The sequence below is a fragment of the Marinimicrobium sp. ARAG 43.8 genome (genome assembly GCF_050113635.1).
Lineage (GTDB): Bacteria > Pseudomonadota > Gammaproteobacteria > Pseudomonadales > Cellvibrionaceae > Marinimicrobium.
Genome location: NZ_JBNJLT010000005.1, coordinates 98,838 through 115,977 on the forward strand (window position 1 = coordinate 98,838; position 17,140 = coordinate 115,977).

At 58.2% G+C, this 17,140-nt stretch carries 17 protein-coding genes; 12 read left to right on the forward strand and 5 right to left on the reverse strand.

The genetic code is table 11. The annotated features are described in order from the left end of the window. The first annotated feature begins 1 nt into the window (after position 1). The gene (gene nqrM, locus ACQCLF_RS11160) at positions 2-283 is read left to right on the forward strand and encodes a (Na+)-NQR maturation NqrM (RefSeq protein WP_426987252.1); all 282 of its coding nucleotides are present in this window, start codon (positions 2-4) and stop codon (positions 281-283) included. Further along, a complete protein-coding gene (sthA, locus tag ACQCLF_RS11165) occupies positions 283-1,680 on the forward strand; it encodes a Si-specific NAD(P)(+) transhydrogenase (RefSeq protein ID WP_426987253.1) in 1,398 nt (465 codons plus the stop codon). Before nqrM ends, sthA begins: the two co-directional genes overlap by 1 nt. Here the strand turns inward: sthA and ACQCLF_RS11170 are convergent. Continuing rightward, positions 1,667-1,999: a hypothetical protein gene (locus ACQCLF_RS11170; protein ID WP_426987255.1), complete on the reverse strand. Its 333-nt coding sequence runs from the start codon at positions 1,997-1,999 to the stop codon at positions 1,667-1,669. The two genes, sthA and ACQCLF_RS11170, sit on opposite strands and share 14 nt — an antisense overlap. Beyond that, on the reverse strand, positions 2,000-2,614 hold the full coding sequence (locus ACQCLF_RS11175; RefSeq protein ID WP_426987257.1) for a PilZ domain-containing protein: 615 nt from the start codon (positions 2,612-2,614) through the stop codon (positions 2,000-2,002). Between the two features lie 116 nt (positions 2,615-2,730). On the opposite strand from ACQCLF_RS11175, the gene ACQCLF_RS11180 reads away from it, so the two are divergent. Genes ACQCLF_RS11180 through ACQCLF_RS11190 form a run of 3 tightly spaced genes read left to right on the forward strand, consistent with a single transcriptional unit; the run spans position 2,731 to position 5,879 of the window. Beyond that, positions 2,731-3,975: a lipoprotein-releasing ABC transporter permease subunit gene (locus tag ACQCLF_RS11180; RefSeq protein ID WP_426987629.1), complete on the forward strand. Its 1,245-nt coding sequence runs from the start codon at positions 2,731-2,733 to the stop codon at positions 3,973-3,975. Then, a complete protein-coding gene (lolD, locus tag ACQCLF_RS11185) occupies positions 3,968-4,657 on the forward strand; it encodes a lipoprotein-releasing ABC transporter ATP-binding protein LolD (RefSeq protein ID WP_426987259.1) in 690 nt (229 codons plus the stop codon). The genes ACQCLF_RS11180 and lolD overlap by 8 nt, the downstream gene beginning before the upstream one ends. Next, a complete protein-coding gene (locus ACQCLF_RS11190) occupies positions 4,644-5,879 on the forward strand; it encodes a lipoprotein-releasing ABC transporter permease subunit (RefSeq protein ID WP_426987261.1) in 1,236 nt (411 codons plus the stop codon). The genes lolD and ACQCLF_RS11190 overlap by 14 nt, the downstream gene beginning before the upstream one ends. A gap of 12 nt (positions 5,880-5,891) precedes the next feature. Here the strand turns inward: ACQCLF_RS11190 and ACQCLF_RS11195 are convergent, their stop codons facing one another. Next, complete coding sequence (locus tag ACQCLF_RS11195) at positions 5,892-6,449, reverse strand: DUF2062 domain-containing protein (protein ID WP_426987263.1); 558 nt, start codon at positions 6,447-6,449, stop codon at positions 5,892-5,894. A 282-nt stretch (positions 6,450-6,731) separates the two neighbouring features. Between ACQCLF_RS11195 and ACQCLF_RS11200 the strand changes: the two genes are divergently transcribed. The 7 genes from ACQCLF_RS11200 (at position 6,732) to murB (ending at position 13,856) form a co-directional block, all read left to right on the forward strand. Next, positions 6,732-9,104, forward strand: coding sequence for a DNA internalization-related competence protein ComEC/Rec2 (locus ACQCLF_RS11200; protein ID WP_426987264.1), 2,373 nt, complete (start codon positions 6,732-6,734; stop codon positions 9,102-9,104). A gap of 140 nt (positions 9,105-9,244) precedes the next feature. After that, complete coding sequence (locus tag ACQCLF_RS11205) at positions 9,245-9,868, forward strand: MotA/TolQ/ExbB proton channel family protein (protein WP_426987266.1); 624 nt, start codon at positions 9,245-9,247, stop codon at positions 9,866-9,868. A gap of 18 nt (positions 9,869-9,886) precedes the next feature. Then, positions 9,887-10,309: an ExbD/TolR family protein gene (locus tag ACQCLF_RS11210; protein WP_426987268.1), complete on the forward strand. Its 423-nt coding sequence runs from the start codon at positions 9,887-9,889 to the stop codon at positions 10,307-10,309. A 7-nt stretch (positions 10,310-10,316) separates the two neighbouring features. Further along, on the forward strand, positions 10,317-11,345 hold the full coding sequence (gene lpxK / locus ACQCLF_RS11215) for a tetraacyldisaccharide 4'-kinase (protein WP_426987270.1): 1,029 nt from the start codon (positions 10,317-10,319) through the stop codon (positions 11,343-11,345). Next, positions 11,342-12,097 (forward strand): 3-deoxy-manno-octulosonate cytidylyltransferase, encoded by a 756-nt coding sequence (gene kdsB / locus ACQCLF_RS11220; RefSeq protein ID WP_426987272.1) that lies wholly within the window; start codon positions 11,342-11,344, stop codon positions 12,095-12,097. The genes lpxK and kdsB overlap by 4 nt, the downstream gene beginning before the upstream one ends. Before the next feature lie 249 nt (positions 12,098-12,346). Then, positions 12,347-12,820, forward strand: coding sequence for a low molecular weight protein-tyrosine-phosphatase (locus ACQCLF_RS11225; protein WP_426987274.1), 474 nt, complete (start codon positions 12,347-12,349; stop codon positions 12,818-12,820). A gap of 1 nt (position 12,821) precedes the next feature. Further along, complete coding sequence (gene murB, locus ACQCLF_RS11230) at positions 12,822-13,856, forward strand: UDP-N-acetylmuramate dehydrogenase (protein WP_426987276.1); 1,035 nt, start codon at positions 12,822-12,824, stop codon at positions 13,854-13,856. Here murB and ACQCLF_RS11235 read toward each other — a convergent pair. Together ACQCLF_RS11235 and ACQCLF_RS11240 are read right to left on the reverse strand one after the other, a co-directional pair. Next, a complete protein-coding gene (locus ACQCLF_RS11235) occupies positions 13,850-16,300 on the reverse strand; it encodes a bifunctional serine/threonine-protein kinase/formylglycine-generating enzyme family protein (protein ID WP_426987278.1) in 2,451 nt (816 codons plus the stop codon). The genes murB and ACQCLF_RS11235 overlap by 7 nt on opposite strands. Next, a complete protein-coding gene (locus ACQCLF_RS11240) occupies positions 16,228-17,094 on the reverse strand; it encodes a PP2C family protein-serine/threonine phosphatase (RefSeq protein WP_426987280.1) in 867 nt (288 codons plus the stop codon). The genes ACQCLF_RS11235 and ACQCLF_RS11240 overlap by 73 nt, the downstream gene beginning before the upstream one ends. Positions 17,095-17,140 lie beyond the last annotated feature (46 nt).

Sequence of the window (17,140 nt, forward strand, 5' to 3'; positions counted from 1 at the left end):
TATGGGTATGGTATTGGTCTCTCTTCTTGTCATGCTGCTGGTAGTGGCCGGCATGTCAATTGGGGTTCTGTTTGGTCGACAGCCTCTGAAAGGTTCCTGCGGTGGTGTTGGGGCCGCTCTGGGTGAACGGGATTACGTCTGTGACCTGTGCGGCAACGACGAGAACAAATGCAAGGAGATCAACGAGCGCCAGGAGGCGGGATTACCTGTGGATGATTTGGCGTACGATGCCAGTCGGCCGTCATCGACAACTTCGACAACCAAGACAGGAGAGCGCAGCTAGTGGCTGATCACACCTATGATGTGCTGGTAATTGGTTCCGGACCAGCGGGTGAAAGTGCCGCAATGTCAGCGGCGAAATCCGGTCTTAAAGTGGCGGTGGTAGAAGGGCGCTCGCATGTGGGTGGCAACTGCGCTCACAAAGGCACAATTCCCTCCAAGGCGTTGCGCCATGCCGTTAAGCAATTGATTCGTTATAACAGCGTCAGTCTGTTTCGTGAAATGGGCGATACCCGCTGGTTGTCGTACCCGCGCGTGCTGGAAGCCGCTTCAACCGTCATTCCCAAGCAGGTTGAGCTGCATACGGAGTTCTATATTCGTAACCGGGTGATGCTGCATACTGGCATGGCGTCTTTTGTGGATGCCAATACAGTCAGCGTCGACCAGGGTGACGGTGCGCATGAAACCATCAGCGCGCACTCGATTATCATCGCTACCGGTTCGCGCCCCTATCGTCCAGCGGATGTAGACTTTAATCACCCTCGGGTGTACGACAGCGATACGATTCTGGAAATGCAGCACACGCCCCGTAATATGATTATCTACGGTGCTGGCGTTATTGGTTGTGAATACGCTTCCATTTTTTGCGGACTGGGGGTTAATGTTGATTTGATCAACAACCGGGATCGGCTGTTGTCGTTTCTGGACGATGAAATTTCCGACGCACTCAGCTACCAGCTACGCGGCAATGGCGTGACCGTGCGTCACAGCGAGGAGTATGAGTCCATCGAGGCCAGTGAGTGCAGCGTGACCTTGCACCTCAAGTCCGGTAAGCGCCTGAAAGCGGACGCGATTCTGTGGTGTAACGGGCGCAGCGGTAATACCGACAAGCTCAATCTGGAAGCGGCGGGCCTGGAAGCGGATCACCGCGGTAACCTCAAGGTGTCGCAGGATTATCGCACCGCGGTGGACAATATCTTTGCCGTGGGAGACGTGATCGGCTGGCCTAGCCTGGCCAGCGCTTCTTTTGACCAGGGGCGGGCTGTGGCGGCGGTTATCACCGGTCAGCCCTGCAAGCCGGTGACCAACGTTCCCACCGGGATTTATACCATCCCGGAGATCAGTTCCATCGGTAAGACAGAAACCGAACTGACAGCGGCAAAAGTGCCCTATGAGGTCGGGCGGGCGTTGTTCAAGAATACAGCTCGGGGCCAGATTAGTGGTGAAGACGTCGGCATGCTGAAGATTTTATTTCACGTCGACAGTCTGGAGATTCTCGGCGTTCACTGTTTCGGTGCAGAGGCCTCCGAGATTGTCCACATTGGCCAGGCGATCATGAGTCAGGGTGGGGCGGGCAATACGATACAGTTTTTTGTCGATACCACCTTTAACTACCCCACCATGGCAGAAGCTTATCGGCTGGCGGCGCTGGACGGGTTGAATCGCATCAACCGCCGCTAGCCGCACGTGTGGTGCCCGGGTCTGATTTCACCACGGCCCGAAGCACCCGGTCGCGCTCGAAATACACGACGTAATCGGCGTATTCCCAGCGTGAAATGGGCGGGTCGCCGACGGCGGCCCGGCGCTGCTCGGGAGCACCAAAACGCTCTTCAACCTGCATTTGCGTCATGCCGTGTGTCGGCAGCGACATCGCCCCCCGACTGGCCTGCTGCCCGACCGGGACAGTAACCTGATCGGCCTGGGCAAGCGTCGGCAGCGAAAGGGTGGCGGCGGTAGTGATCGACCCGAACAGGGCGATAAGAAAACGGGAATTAGGCATCTAGGAAGCTCCTTGGTGGTACGTGTCGCTGTTTCCCCCGGACTCCAGGTCCTGATGGCGACGCTTTTCCGCGAGTTGGACACGCATGATCTGTTGGCTGAGCAGCTGTTGTTGGGTTTCGCTCAATGACTCGAATTCTGCCGCAATTTCATAAAGGCCGGTGTGAACCGGTTCGCACCGCGTGACGTGCGCGTACAGGGCAAGACCGACATAAGTGGGCAGGAAGGTCAGATTTAACGCCAGCAACTGGCCGGTTTCTATCGGACGAGTATGGGTGAAGGCCACGCCGCCCTCGCTGATACTGACGCGCTGGTCATTTTGGCTGCTGGCCGAGCGATGACGACGCGGTTCGCTGATCAGCTCCTGCCCGAGCAGGTCGATCTTGCGGTTGAGCAAGTACAGGTAGTCGGCGATTTGACGATCTTTATCTTTGATCTGGTAGAACAACTGCGTGGCTTCGCTGTCGATTCTTTTCAGTTCTGCATAGGTTTTCAGGGCGCCGCTTCCGGGAAAAAGGTGTTCCGCCGGCGCTCGCTGTCGGGTTTGCTCGTCGACGGCCAGGTATTCAATATCCACATAGTCGTCGATGCGAAAATAGAGGCGACGTTCAGACATAATGGGTCCAGTGCGTGGAACGTTTAATAATGAGTTATAGCATACCGCGTTGCGTGCCGGGTAAAAAGCGTCTTGCGGGCTTGTGGCTCATCGGTCAATAGGGTTAAATGCGCTTCATGCCAGTCAATGTGCCTCTACATATCGGCCTGCGCTACACCCGCGCAAAACGCCGCAATCAGTTTATTTCTTTTGTCAGTGCATTTTCCCTGGTGGGCATGGCGCTTGGGGTGATGGCGTTGATCGTGGTTTTGTCGGTGATGAATGGCTTTGACCGCGAAATGAAAGAGCGCATTCTTTCGGTGATTCCTCACGGGTTTATCGATGCAGATCCTGCCCTGGATGATTGGCGTCCACTGGCGGATCAGGTCATGCAACACCCCGAAGTACTCGGAGCAGCGCCTTATATCGAGGGGTTTGGTCTGCTCAACTACGGGTCAGGCATTCAGGGTATCCAGATTCAAGGCATATTGCCGGAAGCTCAGGAATCCGTCGCACAGGTGGAGGCCCACATGTTTTTGGGCACGACGGACTATTTGCAGCCGGGAAAGTTCGGGATTGTACTGGGTCGAATTCTGGCTCGTCAGCTTGGTCTGGCGCTGGGCGATTCTGTCACGATTACCTTGCCGGATATTCGCATCACACCCGCAGGCGTGTACCCCCGCGTTCGACGCTTTACACTGGTGGGTGTGTTTGAAGTGCGCGCCCAGCTTGACCAGCGTCTGGCACTGATTCATCTGGACGATGCCCGCCGACTGTTTCGTTACCGGGACGACAGCGTGCAAGGGATTCAACTGCAAGTAGAGGATATCTATCGAGCGGCACCGGTCCTGAACGAATTGGCGACACAGCTGCCGGAGCGCTATCGCGTGCGGGACTGGAGCCAGACGCAGGGCAGTCTCTTCCAGGCCGTCAAAATGGAAAAAGTCGTGATCGCCGTGCTGTTGGGCATCATTATTGCCGTGGCGGCATTCAACATTGTGTCCAGCCTGGTATTGATGGTGGCGGACAAACGCAGTGATATTGCTGTGCTGCGTACGTTGGGGTTGAGCGCCCGGCAAATCATGGCGGTATTTGTGGTGCAGGGGTCGGCAGTCGGGGTGGCCGGAACGCTGATTGGTGCGGTGGTGGGTTGTGTGCTCGCCTGGTTTGTCGGCCCGATTGTCGCGTTTATGGAGTCGCTGCTGAATATGCAGGTGTTCGATCCCTCTGTTTACTTTATCAGCCACCTGCCGTCCGAACTGATGTGGCAGGATGTGGCACTTACGTGCGGTGTGGCGTTGCTGCTCAGCTTTCTAGCCACTTTATATCCGGCCTACCGGGCCGCAAAAATCGAACCAGCCGAGGCGTTGCGTTATGAGTGATTCGACGGCCGTTCTGCGCTGCCGGGAGGTCGGAAAAACCTACCGTCAGGGGCCTCAGACCGTGCAGGTCTTGCACGGGGTGAACTTGACGGTATCCGCCGGTGAGCGATTGGCAATTGTCGGCGCCTCGGGCTCAGGGAAATCCACGCTGCTCAATATTCTCGGTGGGCTCGATGTGCCATGCTCCGGGGATGTGGAAGTGTCCGGTCAATCACTCCCGGCGCTGAGCGCTGATCAGCGGGGGCGGCTGCGCAATAAACAACTGGGCTTTGTGTATCAGTTTCACCATTTACTGCCGGAGTTCAGTGCGCTGGAAAATGTTGCCATGCCGCTGTTGATTGGCCGTATGGAGCGACGGGAAGCGCGCGAGCGCGCCAGTGCACTGCTTGAGCGTGTCGGGCTGGGTGAACGGCTTACGCACAAGCCCTCGGAATTGTCCGGAGGTGAACGGCAGCGGGTCGCCATCGCGCGCGCACTGGTGACGCGCCCAGCCTGTGTCCTGATGGATGAACCCACCGGTAATCTTGATACGCAGACAGCGGAGTCGATACAGGCCTTAATGGCTGAACTGAATCAAAGCAGTGGTACGGCGTTCGTGGTGGTTACCCACGATTTGGCTCTGGCCCGGCGCATGGATCGGGTGTTGACGCTGGAAAGCGGGGCGCTGCATGCCGTGGACTAACTACACTTGGCTGATGGGTCGCCGTTATGCGATCTCTCGTCGCCACAGCCAACTGGTGTCTTTTATTTCCTCGGTGTCGATCCTGGGACTGGTTATCGGTGTCGCGTTGCTGATTACCGTACTGGCGATAATGAATGGTTTTGATCGCGAGCTGCGCGACCGCATTCTCGGTATCATGCCGCACGGGGCGATTTATCGCGACGGTGGAATCGAGAATTACCAGGGTGTGGCGGATGACATTCGCGCTCGTCCTGAAGTGACCGCGGTAACGCCGTTCGTGCAGTTGGAGGCGCTACTCTCCCACAAACGCGAGGTGGCCCCGGTCGGGTTGTACGGTTTGCCGGATGAAGCATGGGCGTCGCAAAGAGAGCTGTCGAAGTATTTACCGCAGGATATTTGGGACAGGCTTCAGGACACCCCCCATGGGGTTTTGCTGGGTGGTGGGCTGGCTCAAAAACTTTCGGTCTCTGCCGACGACAAACTCACCCTTGTCGTGCCTTCCAGTTCGGGGGAGGGCGCACCGAATATTCAGGCGCTGACCGTATTGGCGGTATTCGATACGGGCACTGAACTCGATAACCAGCTTGCCCTGACCACCATGGCAACCGCCGCGGCATTGACGGCGTATCCAAACCGGGCCAGCGGCGTGCGCTTCCAAGTCTCGGACTTGTTTCAGGCACCGACACTGGCTCGCTCCATCGTGTATGAACTCCCCAATGGGTTCTATTCATCGGATTGGACCCGTACCCACGGCAACCTGTATCAGGCCATCCATATGTCCAAGCAACTGGTGGGGCTGTTGTTGTTCCTGATTATTGGGATTGCCGCGTTCAACCTCGTTTCGACCCTGATTATGGTGGTGGTAGACAAACAGGGTGATATTGCTATTTTGCGCACGCTCGGTGCCTCCAGCATGGAAATACTGGGTATTTTCCTGATCCAGGGCGGCATTATCGGTGTGGTGGGAACCCTGATTGGCTCAGTGCTGGGCGTTGGGCTTTCGTTCTGGGTGACGGACTGGGTGCAGTGGCTGGAGGGGGTGCTGGGTATTCAGTTTTTGCACTCCGATGTGTACCCGCTCAGCTACCTCCCTTCGGATTTGCACTGGCCGGACGTCTTCCTGGTGGCCGCCGTGGCTCTAAGTCTGAGTCTGGTGGCCAGTCTGTATCCCGCCTGGCGAGCCACACGGGTTCAACCCGCCGAGGCACTGCGCTTCGAATAGGCCGCCGCCGACTCAGCGCGGGGCGTCCTGCTCTCTATTTCGCTCCGCTTTTCTCGCCTGGCGGCGCTGTTTGCGCCGCCGCCAACTCTTGATCACTGTCCAACGCCAGAACAGCTGCATGACGACGTAGCCGAGGAGGCCAAATACCAGGCCGGATAACAATGAGCCGACCAGCAACGGCTTCCAAATAAGACTGAACTCATGCATCAACCAATGCCAACTGAGCTCCAGTGACACGCTTACGGGCGGGACATTGAGTAACCAGCGTCCCAACTGATAGGTGGCGAAAAACAGCACGGGCATGGTCAATGGATTGCTGATCCATACCAGGGCGACGGAAATTGGAAGGTTGCAGCGCAGCAATAACGCAAAGACCGCCGCAATGGGCATTTGTCCTGGTAACGGGATAAACGCGACAAAAATGCCCACAAAGAACGCAGCAGAGACCGAATGCCGGTTTAAATGAAACAAATTGGGATCATGAAGCATGTCGCCGAGAAAATGCAGGGCGGGCAGCTTCTTGATGGCGGAATGACTGGGAATAAAGCGCCGGAGCAACTTACGTGCCATACTCGATCACAATAACGGCTGGGTAAAAGGGCCATTATGCCTGTCTTATTGTGAAAAAACGATGATCAAGCCGGGCGATGTTCGCCCAAGACGCAACGCGGGTAACCGGTTGTTGAGGTGTGCTGCATCACAATTCCGGTGATTACCGCTCGCAGGGCGGCTCACAAGCTTGGTCGAGTCCTTTCGACGCTCCATAATAGCCCCCCTTAACAACGCTTGACCTCTGCCGGTTTCCACGGTGGTGTGCAAAGGAATGTAAAACAAGGAATGTAAAAGCACGGAATGAAAGCAAAAGGCATTGAAAAAGCAAGGCTGCTGCCACGTTATCGATGGTTCGAACGCAACGCGGCGTCCGGCGCCAATATCAGGCTTAGAACCACCGCAATGGCTATGGCCACGGGGATGGCTTCGGTGGCGTTTTTGCCGTCACTCCCGCCGGCCTGGTCTTTCCTTCCACTGCTCTTTATTGCCGCACTCCTGGCTCGCCACGCGTTTCTCCGCAGAATGCTGCTTGCGTTTTCACTGGGGTTTGGGTGGGCGCTACTGGCGTCGCATGAGCATCTGTTGCATCGTCTGCCGGAAGACCTCAGTGGGCACGATATCGTGATTGAGGGGCGGCTGATTGGGTTGCCCGACCAAAACGAACGTCGGATACGCAGTCTGCTGGCAGTCAGCGCTGTGACGGACACATCCGGACAGCCGTTGGCATTGCCCCTGAGGCGTGTACGGCTGAGTTGGTATGGTGGTTCCGGGTGGCACGCCGGGGAAGAGTGGCGCCTAAAAGTGCGCGTTAAAGCACCCCGCGGTTTCGTAAACCCGGCCGGATTCGACTACGCCCTGTGGCTGATGCGACAGAAGGTGGACGCGACGGGTTACGTGCGTGAAGGGCCGGAAAATCGCCGCCTTTCCGAGCCGTCATATGGGTCGATCAGTCATTGGCGAGAGCGGGCACGGCACTGGTTGCGAGAGCGGGCACCACCCGATTTACTGGGCTGGATGCAGGCCCTGTTAATCGGCGATCGCTCGGCGCTGGCGGCGGAAGACTGGTCGCTATTACAAAGTACTGGCACCCATCACCTGATGGCCATTTCGGGTCTCCATATCGGCTTTGTGGCCTGGGTCGGCTTTTTGTGGGGGACCGGGATCGGGCGTTTGGCTCTTCTACTGGGAGTCCGTTGGCCCGCCTCCTGCCTGGCTCATCCTCTGGCGCTTGTCTTCGCGCTGGGATACAGCGCCCTGGCGGGCTTCAGTATCCCCACTCAACGGGCGTTGATCATGGTGCTTGTGGTCCAATGGGCCTGGTATCGACGGCGCACGCTCTTCCCCTGGAACGCCTGGTGGGTTGCATTGGTGCTGGTATTGATGCTGGACCCGTTAGCGGTGCTGGATAGCGGTTTTTGGCTCAGCTTTCTGGCGGTCGCCGTTCTGCTTTTCACGTTGTCGGGGCGGGTGTCCACGGGAGTCGAGCCTACGGGAAGATGGCCGGGGTGGGTGTTGTGGCGCTCGCAGTGGGTGGTGTTTCTGGGGTTATTGATTCCCTTATGGCTGCTGGTGGGTAGCGCGACCCTGCTGTCACCGGTGGCGAACCTTCTTGCCGTCCCATGGGTCACCTTTCTCGTTGTCCCCTGGCTGTTGCTGGCGGCTTCACTGGCCGGTGTGGCTCCGGTACTCAGTGACGCGACGCTGGCCGTGGCCATTTGGGCGCTCGGCTGGCTGGATACCTGGCTGCTTTGGCTGGATCGCTGGCGGGACCTCGTCATGTTGCGTCCTTACCTGACGCCGACGGCCACACTTATGGCCCTGGCAGGGACGCTGCTGGTCTTATTGCCTCGCGGGCTGCCGGGCCGGTATCTGGGCTATCTGTGTGTGCCGGTGGCGCTGAGCCTGCCTCCGCCGGCAGTACCGCCGTTACGGGTCGTATTCCTGGAAGTCGGGCAGGGCTTAGCCGTGGCCGTGCAGACGCCCGATCACACGCTGGTGTATGATACGGGGCCGCGCTACAGCGAGAGTCTGGAGGCGGGCGGGGCGATTCTGGCTCCCTACTGGCGACAGGTGGGTGTCAGCGAACTGGACCGGGTGGTCATCAGCCATGCTCACGACGACCACGCGGGCGGTCTGCATGGGTTGCTGGATGAAATACCGGCACGAAGCCTCGTGCGAGGCGACTCGGAAACTGGGATGTCTGATTGCCATCACACCGCCCCCTGGCAGTGGAATCAAGTGCGCTTCCGTTTTTTGCACAACGGTTTTCCCGCCAGCCCCAATCGCAACAACCGCTCCTGTGTCCTGCTGATCGACTATTCGGGCCAGACGCTGCTGTTGACGGGTGATATCGAGCGGGAGGTGGAGTGGCGATTGCTGGGAGATGGGTTGCTGCCGGAGCGGATTACCGTTCTGCAGGTGCCGCACCACGGTGCCAATACCTCTTCCAGCGATGCATTTGTCACGCGCCTTCGACCAGAACATGCGCTGGTCAGCGCTGCTTATAAAGGGCGGCATGGCCACCCGAAAGCCGAGGTTCTGAAACGGTACCGGCGCGTTCGCGCCAGAGTGCACAACACGGCATTTGATGGCGCCGTGCAATTTGAATGGGATGAACGCGGACGCTTAACGATAACGCGCCATCGCATCGACTCTCATCGCTGGTGGTATTGAGTCGTGTGAACTGAGGGAGTATGAACCGAGGAAAAATGTGACGGGGTGTTTCCCCGAAGGTTTTTGTCTGTGCTATCTTGCGCGCTTATCCTTGCGCCCCTTAATCGTGGCACCGCACAGTTTGCAAGAGGAACGCTGTTGTGTTTGACATAATAACTGCGGGTGGTTGGCTGATGTTGCCAATCATCATTTGCTCCGTCCTGGTGATCGCCATTGGCGGCGAGCGTTATTGGACGCTGAATCCCAAGAAAATTGCTCCACGCCATTTGCTGGCACAGGTATGGAGCTGGATTAAAAACAATCAGCTCGATGCCGGAAAATTGCGTGAACTCAAACAGTCCTCCCCGCTGGGGCGAGTGCTTGCCGCCGGATTGAGTAATTCGCACCAGGGGCGCGATGTGATGAAAGACAGTATTCAGGAAGCGGCCAATCAGGTGGTACATGAACTGGAACGCTATCTCTCCGTGTTGAGCACCGTTGCCAATATCGCCCCCCTGCTCGGCCTGTTAGGCACCGTCATTGGCATGATCAAAGTGTTCACCGCTATCATGCTGCAAGGAACAGGGAATGCCAGTGTACTGGCAGGCGGCATTTCCGAGGCGCTGATTACGACTGCGGCGGGCTTAACCGTGGCTATCCCGGCAATGATTCTGCATCGTTTTTTCCAGCGTCGAGTCGATGACATCGTGGTGACGATGGAAGAGGATGCCGTAAAACTGGTGGATGCGCTGCACAGCGACCGCCGTGTCGACGTCAAGAACTGAGCGAACGGAGAACGAGCCGTGCATTTTCGACGTCAGCCCCGGGAAAACGACAGCATTAACCTGACACCACTGATTGATGTGGTGTTCCTGTTGCTGATTTTCTTTATGGTGTCCACCACCTTTACCAAAGAGACGCACCTCAGTATTGATTTGCCCGAAGCCGAAGGGGAACCAGCGGTAGAGGTCGATGCACCGTTGGATATTCTGATTACCGCGGAAGGCGAGTACTCAGTGAATGGGCGAAGCCTGGTCAACCGGCAAATAGTCACTCTCAAATCAGCGCTTGAAAAAGCCTCAGACGGTGATAATCAAAGACCACTCATTATTACCGCCGATGCCCGGGCGCCGCACGAGAGTGTCGTGCGAGCGATGGATGCGGCGGGGCAGTTAGGTTTTGTGCATTTGAGTATTACCACTCGACGGCCTGAGTCAGCGGATTGAATCGCGCATGAGCGAGTCACGCTTTTGGGAAAATGTCTGGTATCGGGGCGGTCAGTGGCAATGGCCGTTGCGGCCAGTCAGTGCTGTGTTTTCTGCCGTTGCCCGCCGTCGTCGCCAGCGTTTGCAACGGTCTTCGGTGCAGGTGTCATCACCCGTGATCGTGGTGGGCAATATATCCGTGGGAGGCACCGGTAAAACGCCTCTGATTATTGCACTGGTTCGCCGCCTCCAGCGAGAAGGGTATCGCCCCGGTGTGGTCAGTCGTGGCTACGGTGGTAATGCCCCCGCGTACCCCTTGCGGGTGACACCGGAAACACCGGTCTTGCACAGTGGTGATGAGCCATTGACCATAGCCCGGGCGACCGGTTGTGCGGTGTGTGTCAGCCCGGACAGAGTCGCCGCAGCGCAGCGGCTGTGCGAAGAAGGATGCGATCTGATTCTCAGTGATGATGGATTGCAGCACTACCGTCTGGCCCGGCAACTGGAAATTGCCGTGGTGGATGGCGAGCGCGTTTTTGGCAACGAACAATGCCTGCCGGCCGGTCCGTTGCGAGAACCGGTGTCTCGGCTTGCTGAGGTGGACTGGGTGATGGTGAACGGCGCTCCGGAACGTGTAGCGGAGCGTTTGGGCGATGATGTGAAGCTCTCCAGCATGCGCGTTATTCCTGTGCGCTGGCAGTCGGTTGCCGATGGCTCACACCGAGCACTGAATCATTTCGAGCCCCAGAGCCGGGTCCACGCGGTGGCTGGCATTGGCCACCCGGAGCGCTTTTTCAAAACACTTGAAGCGTTGCATTTGAGAGCGGAAGCGCACCCCTTTCCCGATCATCATGATTACCGGCCAGAGGAGCTGTCGTTTGGTGACGACGAGCCGGTAGTGATGACCGACAAAGACGCTGTAAAGTGCGCCGTCTTTGCGGAGCCGCATTGGTGGTCGTTAAACGTTGAAGCCGAACTGGACGCCCGCTTTTGGTCTGATTTTCTGGAGCGGGTACGCCGACTGAAAAAATCTTCCGACAGGACCGTTTCGCAATGAGTTTTTACGTGGTGATTCCCGCCCGTTACGCGTCCACGCGCCTGCCAGGCAAACCGTTGGCGACGATTAACGGCCAGCCAATGATTCAGCATGTGTACCAGCGTGCGCAGGAAAGCCGGGCGCAACAAGTGGTTATTGCGACAGACGATGCCCGGGTTGAGCGGGCAGGCCAGTCGTTCGGTGCCCAGGTGTGCATGACATCCGATCAGCACGAATCCGGTACGGATCGCTTGCAGGAAGTCGTGACTGCGCTGGCACTGCCGGATGACGCCATCGTTGTGAACGTACAGGGTGACGAGCCTTTGATTCCAGAGGCGGTGATCAATCAGGTCGCGGACAACCTGGCAAAGCACCCGAGCGCCAGTGTGGCGACGTTGTGCGAGCCGATTGAATCAGAGGCCGATTTCCGCAACCCGAATATTGTAAAAGTGGTCATGAATCATTCCGGCATGGCACTGTATTTCAGTCGAGCGCCGATTCCCTATCCGCGCGATGCGTTCTCGGCCGGAGAGTGGCCGACCTCGTTGCCGGCGCGTCGTCATATTGGTATCTATGCGTACCGCGTGGGGCTTTTACACCGTTTTATCACTTGGGAGCGAGCGCCTCTGGAGCAGTTTGAATCGTTGGAACAATTGCGGGTGCTGTGGCGGGGTGAGTCGATCCACGTGGCGGAGGCTTGTGAGCCGGTGCCCGGCGGGGTGGACACGCCGGGTGATCTGGAGCGGGTGCGATCTCTTTTGTTGAAGCAATAAGTCTCTCTACGTTTGGGGGAAGTTTATCGGCAGGCTCCGGTGTAAGAAGGGCTAGGCCTGTGTAGACTCTTGGAGGCAGGATGCCGACATGAAGCCCCCATGGATGGGTTCACGGCGTGTCTACACAGGCCTAGCCCTTCTTACACCTCAGTGCCAAATCGAAGAGTTAAATGTGGATCCCGGCGCGGAGCCTAATAGGAACCTCCATCACGAGCAGCGAATAGAACGTGAAAAACAGAGGTAAATTGAATGACTATCAGCGTGTTATTTGTGTGCCTGGGAAACATCTGCCGATCTCCCACGGCGCACGGTATTTTTGAACACAAAATTCGTGAAGCCGGATTGAGTGAACAAGTAGAGATTGACTCCGCTGGAACGGCAGCCTGGCATATTGGAAAATCGCCGGATGCGCGTTCGGCAGCCGCCGCGCTTCAGCGAGGCTACGACCTGAGTCACTTGCGTGCACGACAGTCCGATGAAGCCGACTTTGAACACTACGACTATATCCTGGCCATGGACGAGAGTAACTTAATGGATCTTCGTGCCTTGTCCCCCGCAAACTATCGCGGTCACCTCGGCCTGTTTCTGGAATTCGCCAGAACGTTTAATGAACGCGAAGTGCCCGATCCGTATTATGGCGGTAATCAGGGCTTCGAGCACGTTCTGGACCTGGTCGAAGACGCCTGTGAAGGTTTATTGAACGATGTTCGTCAACGGCTCTGACATGATTCAAAACGACGTTAATTTACAGCCATTCAACACCCTGGCCGTGCCGGCGAAAGCCCGCTTTTACGCCGCCGTGACGGATCGGGAGCAATTGCCCTTGCTGCTGGCGTTTGCGCGGGAAAATAACCTGCCGCTGTTACCTTTGGGCGGGGGCAGCAACGTGGTGTTGGCCAACGATTTTCCCGGCCTCGTATTGCATATGCAGTTGCAAGGTAAAACGCTGGTGCGTGAAGACCGCTCTCATTACTGGTTGCAAGTGGCGGCGGGGGAAAACTGGCATGAACTGGTGCAATATTGCCTTGACGCTCGTTACTGGGGGCTGGAAAACCTGTCGCTGATCCCGGGTTCCGTAGGGGCCGCGCCGATTCAGAATATTGGCGCCTACGGTGTAGAACTTAAAGATGTGTTTGCCGAACTGGAAGCCGTGGATGTCAGGACGGGTGAGTGCCGGGTGTTTGATCACGGCGCCTGTCGTTTCGGCTATCGGGACAGTTTTTTCAAGCGCGAGGGACGGGATCGTTATTTGATTCTGTCCGTGACGTTACGGCTGGCGCGCCAGCCTCACGTAAAAGTAACCTACCCAGCGCTGCGAGAAGCGCTGGCAACGGTGCCGGTGGATCAGTTAACCCCGCGCCTGGTCAGTGACGCGGTGTGCCGGGTACGGCGTAGCAAGCTGCCCGACCCGGCCGAAGTGCCGAACGTGGGAAGCTTCTTCAAGAATCCCCTGGTGGCACTGGACCAGTTTCTCAGCCTGCAGGTTCAGCACCCGGGGATGGTGTCGTTCCCCGCCGATGCGAGAAGTGTCAAGCTGGCGGCCGGTTGGCTGATTGAGCGTGCTGGCTGGAAGGGCGTGCGGCGCGGCCCGGTGGCCGTGCATCACCAGCAGGCTTTGGTATTAACCAATGCAGGGCATGCGTCGGGGCAGGAGGTTCTGGCGCTGGCGAAGGAGATTCATCGATCCGTTGCCGATGAGTACGGGGTGGAACTGGAAATAGAGCCCCGGGTTTATGGCCAGGGCGAGGAGATTCAATAAAGCTCTACCACCACTCGGAAACCGATCGTGCTGTCCTGATAACCGGGGGCTTGCCCGGAGCGTATGTGGGCAGCAATATTGGTAGCTGAGTCGGCGAACGAACCGCCACGAACGGTGCGCTCAGGGCAATCCTCTGCGATTAATGGCGCGCCCGTTTCGGGCATTTCCAGCAAATGATTTCGGTAACAGTCCTCGGTCCATTCAGAGACATTGCCCGCCGTGTCGTGCAGGCCGAACTCATTGGCCGGGTAGGTGCCCACGGGGGCGCTTTTTGCCGAAAACAGGCCGGTGAAATCGCTATCACATCCGCGGCGGCAATTGGCCATGCCGGTCGCGCTGTCTTCGTCATTTCCCCACCAGTACAGGCTTTCGGCACCTGCACGGGCCGCGTACTCCCACTCGGCTTCGCTCGGCAACCGGTAGGGTTTTCCGGTTTGTTCACTGAGCCATTGCACGTAAGCGTTTGCGTCATTCCAACTGACATTCATCACCGGGCGGCTGTCCCGCCCCCACCGGTGATCGTTGGGGAGCGGGCGGTCGGTAGCCTGTGCGAATTTGCTGTAGTCCGCAAAGGTGATTTCGTAACGGCTGATCGCAAAGGCGCGTGGGATACGCACACGGCGCTCGGGCATGCTGCGGCTGTCTTTTTTGCTGCCCATGGTGAAGCGGCCTGCTGGCACGATGACCATGTCCGGGCCTCGACCACCGTCCTCCAGCGCATTGTGGAAGGTGGCGCCTGCCACTGGGGTTTTCTTGAGGCTGACTGACAGCGTCGTGGGCTCGTCGATAATTTCCACCCAACGGCTGTCGGTATCGTAACCGGCGTGCCGGGTCTCTATGCGGTAGCGCCCTGGCAATAATGGAATGCCCGGGTAGTAAGGCTCAGCGATATTCATAATACGCACCTGCGCGTTTTCCGGCTCGGGTTGCACGCGAAGCTCAAAACGCGGTGGCACAGACGGATCAGAAGCGTTCTCGGTCTCGGCCACATCCGTGGCCAACTCCGGCCAGAGAATGGGCAAGGCGTTGCGATCAGTCCCGGGTGCCGATGTGCTTTCCGGTCGCAGCACCAGCGGTTGGCTGGAGGGTTGGATAGCGACAGGGTCCGAAGCGCCGGTGGCTTCTTCGTCCGGCGGGCTGGCTCCGAGCCAGCGGGTGGTTTCTCGGGTAGCGCCAGCAATACTCGCGGGCAAGCGGTCTTGACCAGGCAGCCACTGACGTTCCATGGCGACACTGAACAGACTCCAGATACCCAGCAGGACAATAATGAGCGACAAGCTTCGCCGCCAGCGGCGGGCCACAGGGTAATAGTGGGTGGCAACCTGAACGTTGGTGGAAACCACGGTGGTGTACTGGTCAGTGCGCGGCGGGATCGGCCCTTCGATGTGCGTCACCTGCGTGGGAGGGTGTCGGTACAGGCCGCGGCGCGGTGTCCAGCGCAGGGAAACCGTTGAGCGCCAGAAGTGTCGGCCCTGTTCCCGCAGAGCGTGCACAGCGGTGGCGAGCAAGGCGCGGAACAGTGAAAGCAACTGTACACGAGTCGATCCTCCCGCACTGGAAAGATAGGCTTGCGACAGGGCTTCGGGTCCCTCCAGCTCATCCAGCGCTGCCCTCAGGTCCCGGCCGCGCTGAAAGCGTTTGTCGGGATCTTTGGCCAGCAGTCGATCCAGTAGGGGCTGATAGTGCTGATAATGCGTCGGCAGGTGAGGGATGGGTGCCGTAAGGTGCTTGATGGCGATAGCCACGGCTTCATCGGCCTGATAGGGCACCTGGCCGGTGAGCATTTCGTAAAAAACGACACCCAGGCTGTAGATATCGGCTCGGCCGTCCACGGGCTTGCCCCGGGTTTGTTCCGGACTCATGTAATGCGGCGTGCCCACCACGGTGCCCGCATTCGTCATGCGCGACACGTTGCTGACCATTTTAGCCACGCCGAAATCGGACAACACGGCGGAGCCGTCTTCCCGGAACAGAATGTTTTCCGGTTTGATATCCCGGTGGATATACCCTTTGTCGTGGGCGTGATCCAGCGCACCGGCGACTTCGTGCATGATGCGCAGCACGGCGGTGGTGCTGAGCCCGCTTGCCATACGTTCCTGGACGGAGCCACCGGGCAGGTAGTCCATGGCGATGTAGTTGAGGTTTTTATGACGACCGATGTCGTAAATCGAGACGATATTGGGGTGGGAAAGCTGGCCCACGATATTGGCTTCGCGCTGGAAGCGTTCGCTAAAAACGGGATCGCTATTGAGCGCGGGCGACATTACCTTGAGCGCCACTTCCCGCCCAACGCTCAGTTGAATCGCCAGGTAGACGCTGGACATGCCTCCCTGGTTGATCTTGCGAATAATGCGATACCCCGGAATATGCATCAGGGAATCACCCAATAAATCACTAGCGCCAGCGAGGCCAGCAACACCCCATTCAATAACAAGTTCGGCCACACTCGTTCAGAGGCAGTTCGTGCGCTCAAGCGAGGCAGCCACTGCTTCAGCGTGTTCCAGCGCGGGATCGGGTTCAGCGGAGACTGCACCAGCTGTAAGGTGATATTGTCCCGTCCTCCAGCATCGAGGGCGGCCTGCATCAACCGATCGACAGCGGCGCCCGGGCTGCTGCTGCGATACAGTAGACGGGTGATGGCCTCATCGTCGAGTTCGTCGGTCAGGCCGTCGCTGCACAATAGAATCCACTGGTGTTCCTGCCACTGGCCGTGTACGGAATCCACCCGTACTTCCCGTAACTCATGAGAACCCAGACACTGGGTGATAATGTTCTTGTCCGGGTGGTGCTCGACTTCTTCCTCTGCAATGGCTCCCGACGCGAGCAGCATTTGCACGTAGGAATGATCGGTCGTCAGACGTTCGAGGCGCCCACCGTCCGCCGTGTGCGTCCACAGGTAGGCACGGCTGTCACCGACCCAGGCCACTTCGTACTCGCCTTTGTGGCTGCGCAGCGCCACAATTGTCGAGCCCATCCCCGGCGCTCCCTCACCGTTGGCAGCGGCCTCCAGCACGGCCTGATGCGATGACTGGATCGCCTGGGTGAGACTGTTGTGCCGTTGATCGAGCAACGTGTCGCGCACAATGGCACTGGCCACTTCGCCCGCCTCGTGCCCGCCCATGCCGTCGGCGACCACCCACAGACCGTTCTCTGGGAGGCTCAGCAGGGCGTCTTCATTGTTGTCGCGTCGATGACCGGCGTTGGTCGCGGCGCTGTAGTCCAATGGCTGGTCGGGCATAAGGTGTCCGTTGTCGTTCTCGGCTCCAGGGGGTATCGGGACTACC

Coding starts and splice junctions, on each gene's coding strand:
- nqrM (WP_426987252.1), top strand. CDS start 2: ATGGGTATGGTATTGGTCTCTCTTCTTGTCATGCTGCTGGTAGTGGCC.
- ACQCLF_RS11170 (WP_426987255.1), bottom strand. CDS start 1,999: ATGCCTAATTCCCGTTTTCTTATCGCCCTGTTCGGGTCGATCACTACC.
- ACQCLF_RS11175 (WP_426987257.1), bottom strand. CDS start 2,614: ATGTCTGAACGTCGCCTCTATTTTCGCATCGACGACTATGTGGATATT.
- ACQCLF_RS11180 (WP_426987629.1), top strand. CDS start 2,731: ATGCCAGTCAATGTGCCTCTACATATCGGCCTGCGCTACACCCGCGCA.
- lolD (WP_426987259.1), top strand. CDS start 3,968: ATGAGTGATTCGACGGCCGTTCTGCGCTGCCGGGAGGTCGGAAAAACC.
- ACQCLF_RS11190 (WP_426987261.1), top strand. CDS start 4,644: ATGCCGTGGACTAACTACACTTGGCTGATGGGTCGCCGTTATGCGATC.
- ACQCLF_RS11195 (WP_426987263.1), bottom strand. CDS start 6,449: ATGGCACGTAAGTTGCTCCGGCGCTTTATTCCCAGTCATTCCGCCATC.
- ACQCLF_RS11200 (WP_426987264.1), top strand. CDS start 6,732: ATGAAAGCAAAAGGCATTGAAAAAGCAAGGCTGCTGCCACGTTATCGA.
- lpxK (WP_426987270.1), top strand. CDS start 10,317: ATGAGCGAGTCACGCTTTTGGGAAAATGTCTGGTATCGGGGCGGTCAG.
- kdsB (WP_426987272.1), top strand. CDS start 11,342: ATGAGTTTTTACGTGGTGATTCCCGCCCGTTACGCGTCCACGCGCCTG.
- ACQCLF_RS11225 (WP_426987274.1), top strand. CDS start 12,347: ATGACTATCAGCGTGTTATTTGTGTGCCTGGGAAACATCTGCCGATCT.
- murB (WP_426987276.1), top strand. CDS start 12,822: ATGATTCAAAACGACGTTAATTTACAGCCATTCAACACCCTGGCCGTG.
- ACQCLF_RS11240 (WP_426987280.1), bottom strand. CDS start 17,094: ATGCCCGACCAGCCATTGGACTACAGCGCCGCGACCAACGCCGGTCAT.